This window comes from Streptomyces sp. NPDC030222, assembly GCF_055573115.1.
In genome coordinates this window covers 1-7,069 of record NZ_JBVICA010000049.1, presented here as the reverse complement: position 1 = coordinate 7,069, position 7,069 = coordinate 1, and the positions used below count along the sequence as shown (strand labels likewise).

At 72.3% G+C, this 7,069-nt stretch carries 1 protein-coding gene; it reads left to right on the top strand.

All coding sequences use genetic code 11. The features are described 5' to 3' along the window. On the top strand, positions 1-7,069 hold a 7,069-nt coding region (locus ACZ4Z5_RS33105), incomplete at both ends, for a type I polyketide synthase (RefSeq protein ID WP_468269950.1).

Sequence of the window (7,069 nt, the reverse complement as noted above, 5' to 3'; positions counted from 1 at the left end):
TGGCGTCGGCGGAGTTCTGGGTGCGGCACGTTCGTGAGGCGGTCCGTTTCCTCGATGGTGTCCGGGCCCTGGAAGCCGCCGGTGTGAGGACGTATCTCGAGCTCGGCCCGGACGGTGTCCTTTCCGCGATGGCGCAGGCATGCCTGACCGACGACACCGACCCCGCCGTCTTCGCCCCCGTCCTGCGCGCCGGACGTGACGAGCGTGAGACGCTGCTCTCGGCGCTCTCCACGGCCTACGTGCGTGGCACCGCTGTCGACTGGAAGGCGTTCTACGCCCCGCTCGGCGCCCAGCGTGTCGATCTGCCGACATATGCCTTCCAGCGCACCGTCTACTGGCTCGACGCCGGCCGCGCGGGCGGCGACGTCACGGCGGCCGGACTCGGCACCGCCGACCACCCGCTGCTCGGCGCCGAAGTCCAACTGCCCGACTCCGAGGGCCACCTCTTCACGGGACGGCTGTCCCTGGCCACCCATCCGTGGCTCGGGGACCACCGGGTCATGGGTGCCGTACTGCTCCCCGGGACGGCCTTCGTCGAACTCGCGCTCCGGGCCGGCGAGCACGTCGGCTGTGACCTGGTCGACGAACTCACCCTGGAAGCCCCCCTGGTGCTGCCCGAACAAGGTGGCGTACAGCTGCGGCTCTCCGTCGGCGCAGCCGACGGCGCGGGCGGACGTCGCAACCTGTCACTGCACTCCCGGCCCGAGGACACGGATCCGGACACACCCTGGACGCGGCACGCCGTCGGTGTGCTCGCGAACGGGAGCGCCCCTGCCCCGCAGAGCCTCCTCGAATGGCCGCCGACCGGAGCGGAAACCGTCCCGGTGGAGGGGCTGTACGAGGGTCTCGCGGACTCCGGCTTCGGCTACGGGCCGGTGTTCCAGGGCCTGCGCGCCGTCTGGCGGCACCAGGACTCGTACTACGCCGAGGTCGCACTGCCCGACGGCGCCGCGGACGAAGCCGCACGGTTCGGCCTGCACCCGGCCCTCCTCGACGCGTCCCTGCACGCGCTCGGTCCGGGCGCCACGGACGCCGACGGAAACGAAGGACGACTCCCGTTCTCCTGGTCCGGCGTGTCCCTGCACGCGGTCGGAGCCACCGAGCTCCGGGTACGCCTGACCACCGCACGGAACGGCGAGGTGGCCCTGACGATCGCCGACGCCACGGGAGCACCGGTCGCCTCGGTGGCCGGACTGGCCCTGCGCTCCATGAGCCGTGACCAGCTGACCGCCGCCCCGGACGCGACGCGTGACGCCCTGTTCCGCGTGGAATGGGTCAGGTCGGCCGACGGCGGGTGCTACGACGACTGGCAGATGCTGGACGAGGAGCTCGGGGCGCTGGGCTCGGATGTCCTGGAGGGCGGTGAGATTCCGTCGGCGCTGGTGGTGCCGTGCTTCGATGCGGTCGCCGAGGATGTGCCGGCTGCGGTGCACGCGGAGACGCGTCGTGCTCTGGTGCTGCTCCAGGAGTGGCTGTCGGACGAGCGGTTCACGGATTCCCGTCTGGTCTTCCTGACGCGGGGTGCAGTGGCTGCGGTTCCGGGTGAGGATGTTGCGGGCCTGCCGCAGGCCGGTGTCTGGGGTCTGGTGCGTTCGGCTCAGTCGGAGAATCCGGGGCGGTTCGTGCTGGTCGATGTCGATGTGGACGCGGAGGGTGGCGTTGCCGCTGGTGTGTCGGCCGCGCTGGCTTCGGGTGAGTCCGAGGTGGTGGTGCGCGATGGCGTCGTGCTGGTTCCGAGGCTGGTACGTGCGTCGGTGCCCGCGGAGGAGTCCGCGGAGTGGCCGGTTGATGGGACGGTGTTGGTGACGGGTGCGAGTGGTTCGCTGGGTGGGCTGTTTGCGCGTCATCTGGTTGTCGAGCACGGTGTGCGGCGTCTGTTGCTGGTGAGTCGTCGTGGTGAGGGTGCCGAGGGTGCTGTCGGGTTGTCGGCGGAGCTGTCGGGTCTGGGTGCGGAGGTGTCGTGGGCGGCGTGTGATGTGGCCGACCGTGATGCGCTGGCGGCTGTTCTTGCGGGGATTCCGGCCGAGTACCCGCTGACGGCGGTGGTTCACACGGCCGGAGTGCTGGACGACGGCGTGGTCGGTTCACTGACGGCTGGGCGTCTGTCGGCGGTGCTGCGTCCGAAGGTGGATGCGGCGTGGAACCTCCATGAGCTCACACGTGATCTCGGCCTGTCAGCATTCGTGCTGTTCTCCTCTGCCGCCGGTGTGTTCGGCGGTGCCGGCCAGGCCAACTACGCGGCGGCCAACACGTTCCTGGACGCGTTGGCCGCACACCGCGGGGCGCTGGGTCTGGCCGGTACGTCGCTGGCGTGGGGCCTGTGGAACGGCGTCGGCGGCATGGGCGGCGGCCTGGACGACGGCGACCGCGACCGCATCAACCGTGGCGGTATCGGCGCCCTCACGTCGGAGACCGGCCTCGCCCTCTTCGACGCGGCCCGGCACACGACCCACCCGCTGCTCGTTCCCCTGCCGCTCGACCTGGCGGCCCTGCGGGCCCAGGCGCGCAGCGGCCTGGTCCCCGACCTGCTGCGCGGCCTGGTCCGCGTCCCGGTACGCCGAGCGGCGGGACAGGGTTCCGCCGCCGACGGGTCCGCGTTCCGCGCACGGCTGTCCGCGCTGCCCGCCGACGAGCGGGAGGCAGCCCTGCTGGACATGGTCCGGGCCGAGGTGGCCGCCGTACTCGGCCATGCGTCCACCGACGAGGTGCCGGCCGACCGGGCGTTCAAGGAGCTCGGCTTCGACTCCCTGACCTCCGTCGAGCTGCGCAACCGCCTCGGTGCCGCCACCGGAGAACGGCTGCCTGCCACACTCGTCTTCGACTACCCCACGCCGAGCGTGCTCGCCGCGTACCTGCGGACCGAGATCCTGGGCCTGTCCCTCGACGAGGAGACGGCCGACGCGGCCGCCGCCGTCCCTGCATCCCTCAGCACGGCGCTTCACGACGACCCCATCGCGATCGTCGGCATGAGCTGTCGCTACCCAGGTGGGGTCGAGACCCCGGAGGACCTGTGGCGCCTCGTGCTCGGTGGTGTCGACGCCATCTCGGAGTTCCCGCACGGCCGCGGCTGGGATCTGGAGTCGCTGTACGACCCGGACCCGGACGGCAGGGGCACCAGCTACACGCGTTCCGGCGGCTTCCTGCACGACGCGGGCCGGTTCGACCCGGCGTTCTTCGGGATCTCGCCCCGTGAGGCCGTGGCGATGGACCCGCAACAGCGCCTGCTGCTGGAGACCTCCTGGGAGGCCTTCGAGCGGGCCGGCATCGACCCGGCCGAGATGCGCGGCAGCCGGACCGGTGTCTTCGCCGGCATCATGTACCACGATTACGCCACGCGGATCACGTCCGCGCTGCCGGACGGTGTCGAGGGATACCTCGGCACCGGCAACTCCGGCAGCATCGCCTCGGGCCGCGTCTCCTACGCCTTCGGCCTGGAGGGTCCGGCGGTCACCGTCGACACGGCCTGCTCGTCCTCCCTCGTCGCCCTGCACTGGGCGATCCAGGCGCTGCGCAACGGCGAGTGCACCATGGCGCTGGCCGGCGGCGTCACGGTCATGTCGACTCCGGGCACCTTCACCGAGTTCAGCCGCCAGCGCGGCCTCGCCGCCGACGGCCGGATCAAGTCCTTCGCGGCGGCCGCCGACGGCACCAGCTGGGCCGAGGGCGCGGGCATGCTGCTGGTGGAGCGGCTGTCGGACGCCCGCCGCAACGGACACCCGGTGCTGGCCGTGGTCCGCGGTTCCGCGATCAACCAGGACGGCGCGAGCAACGGCCTTACGGCCCCGAACGGTCCGTCGCAGCAGCGTGTCATCCGGCAGGCCCTCGCCTCCGCCGGGCTGACCGGCGACATGATCGACGTCGTCGAGGCGCACGGCACGGGTACGACGCTCGGTGACCCGATCGAAGCGCAGGCGCTGCTGGCGACGTACGGCCGGGAGCGCGCGGCGGACGAGCCGCTGTGGCTGGGCTCGATCAAGTCGAACATGGGCCACACGCAGGCCGCCGCCGGTGTCGCGGGCATCATCAAGATGGTCATGGCGATGCGCCACGGAGTCCTGCCGAAGACCCTGCACGTGGACCAGCCGACCCCGCACGTGGACTGGGAGGACGGCGCCGTGTCGCTGCTCACGGACTCCGTTCCGTGGCCGGAGACCGGCCGTCCGCGTCGGGCCGGTGTGTCGTCGTTCGGTATCAGCGGCACCAACGCCCACACGATCATCGAGCAGGCCCCGGACGAGGCGACTGTGACCGCCGCCGAAGGCGATGCCGTGCCGGTGCTCCCGTATGTGCTGTCCGCGAAGTCCGCGGACGCCCTACGCGGCCAGGCCGCCCGCCTGCGGGTGCACCTGGAAGGCGCGTCCGAGGCCGGAGCCGTGGATGTGGCCTACTCGCTGGCCACGCGTCGTGCCGCGTTCGACCACCGCGCGGTGGTCGTCGCCGGCGACCGGGAGGAGCTGCTGCGCGGGCTGGCCGCGCTGGAGAACGGCGACCTGGCCGCCCCCGGGATCACGCGTGACACCGTGAGCGCCTCCGGAGCAGGGAAGCTGGCCTTCCTGTTCACCGGGCAGGGCAGCCAGCGGCTGGGGATGGGACGCGAACTCCACGATGCCCACCCGGCGTTCGCTGCCGCTCTGGACGCCGTGTGTGCAGAGCTGGACGCGCGCCTCGAACTCCCGCTGAAGCAGGTGATGTTCGGGGACGATGCGACCGCGCTCGACCGGACGGCGTACACGCAGCCCGCGCTGTTCGCCGTCGAAGTGGCACTGTTCCGTCTCCTCGAATCCTGGGGTGTGAAGCCGGACTTCCTCGCCGGTCACTCCATCGGTGAGATCGCCGCAGCGCATGCCGCGGGTGTTTTCTCGCTGGCCGACGCCTGCGAATTGGTCGCCTCCCGCGCGCGGTTGATGCAGGCACTGCCCGCCGGTGGCGTGATGACCGCCGTGCAGGCGTCCGAGGACGAGGTCCTGCCGCTGCTCACGGACCGTGTCGGCATCGCCGCGGTCAACGGCCCGCGCTCCGTCGTCATCGCGGGTGACGAGGACGCCGCAGGCGTGATCGCGGCGGGCTTCGAGGCGCAGGGACGGAAGACCAGGCGGCTGACCGTCAGCCACGCGTTCCACTCCCCGCACATGGACGGCATGCTCGCGGACTTCCGCAAGGTCGCCGAGGGACTGTCGTACGGCACGCCGCGGATCCCGGTCGTGTCGAACCTGACCGGTGCCCTCGTCACGGACGAGATGGGCTCGGCGGACTTCTGGGTCCGGCACGTCCGAGAGGCGGTCCGCTTCCTCGACGGCGTCCGCGCCCTGGAAGCCGCAGGTGTGACGACGTATCTCGAACTCGGCCCCGACGGCGTCCTGTCGGCGATGGCCCAGGACTGCCTGGTCGAGGACGACGCGCGGTTCGCGCCCGCCCTCCGTGCCGGACGCTCCGAGCCCGAGACGCTGGGCACCGCCCTCGCCCACGCGTTCAGCCGCGGCGCGGCGGTGGACTGGGAGGCGTACTTCGCCCCGACCGGCGCCCACCAGGTCGAACTGCCCACGTACGCGTTCCAGCGCGACTGGTACTGGCTCGACTCGGCCGCCACCGCACGGACCGCCCCGGGCGACGCCACAGGTTTCGGCCTCGGTACGACGGACCATCCGCTGCTCGGTGCGGCCGTCGAGCTGCCCGACTCGGACGGGTTCCTCTTCACCGGCCGGCTGTCCGTGACCACCCACCCGTGGCTCGCGGACCACGCGGTCCTCGGTTCGGTCCTCCTGCCGGGCACCGCCTTCGTGGATCTGGCGGTCCGCGCCGGCGACCGAGTGGGCTGCGACGTCCTGGAGGAGCTGACCCTCGAGGCCCCGCTCGTCCTCCCCGAAAGCAGTGGGGTCCAGCTCCGGCTCTCCGTCGCCGCCGCCGACGACTCCGGGCGACGCGCCCTGTCGCTGTACTCCCGTGACGAGGACGGCGCCGCCGACGATCCGTGGACGCGGCACGCCGCCGGCGTACTCGCCGCCGGCGGCGCCGACGCCACGGCACCGGCATCCGACCTCACGGCCTGGCCGCCGGCCGGAGCCGAACCGGTGGACCTCGACGGGCTCTACGACGGCCTGGCCGCGGCCGGATTCGACTACGGCCCCGTCTTCCAGGGCCTGCGCTCGGCATGGCTCCACGGAGACGCCGTGTACGCCGAAGTGAGCCTGGACGCGGAGACCGCGGAGACGTCCGACTGGTTCGGTCTCCACCCCGCGCTCCTCGACGCCACCCTCCACGCGGCCGGCTTCGGCACGCTCGTCGAGAACACAGGGCGCGGACGCCTGCCGTTCGCGTGGAGCGGCGTCCGGCTCCACGCGTCCGGCGCTGCGGCGGTACGTGTGCGTCTGGCCCCGGCCGGCCGTGAGGCGGTGTCGCTGCAGATCGCCGATCCGGCGGGCGCACCGGTCGCCTCGGTGGAGTCCCTCGTGCTGCGGGCGGTCTCGCCCGAGCAGATCGGCGCCGCGCGAGGCGGCCGCCACGGATCGCTGTTCCAGGTCGAGTGGACCAATGTGCCGGTCACCCCCGTGTCCGCGGCCGAGCAACGCCCGTGGACCCTGCTCGGGGACGGCCACTCCGGGCTCGAGGCCGTGGGCGTGCGCTACGAGGCCCACAGCGGACTCGACACGCTTTCGGACCCGGCGGCCCTGGTGTGCGTCCCGCTGGCCCCGGTGACCGACCCCGAGGACGTGGCGAGTGCGGTACACGCGGCGACGGGCCGGGTGCTGGATCTGCTGAAGGAGTGGCTGTCGGACGAGCGGTTCGCTGACTCGCGTCTGGTGTTCCTGACGCGGGGCGCGGTGTCCGCCGCGCCGGGCGAGGATCTGTCGGACCTCGTTCACGCCCCGGTGTGGGGCCTGGTGCGCTCGGCACAGTCGGAGAACCCGGGCAGGATCGTCCTGGCCGACACGGACGGCACCGACGCGTCCTATCGTGCCCTGCCCGCAGTACTCGCCTCGGGTGAGTCCGAGGTGGTGGTGCGGGGTGGCTCGGTGCTGGTTCCGAGGCTGGTACGTGCGTCGGTGCCCGCGGAGGAGTCCGCGGAGTGGCC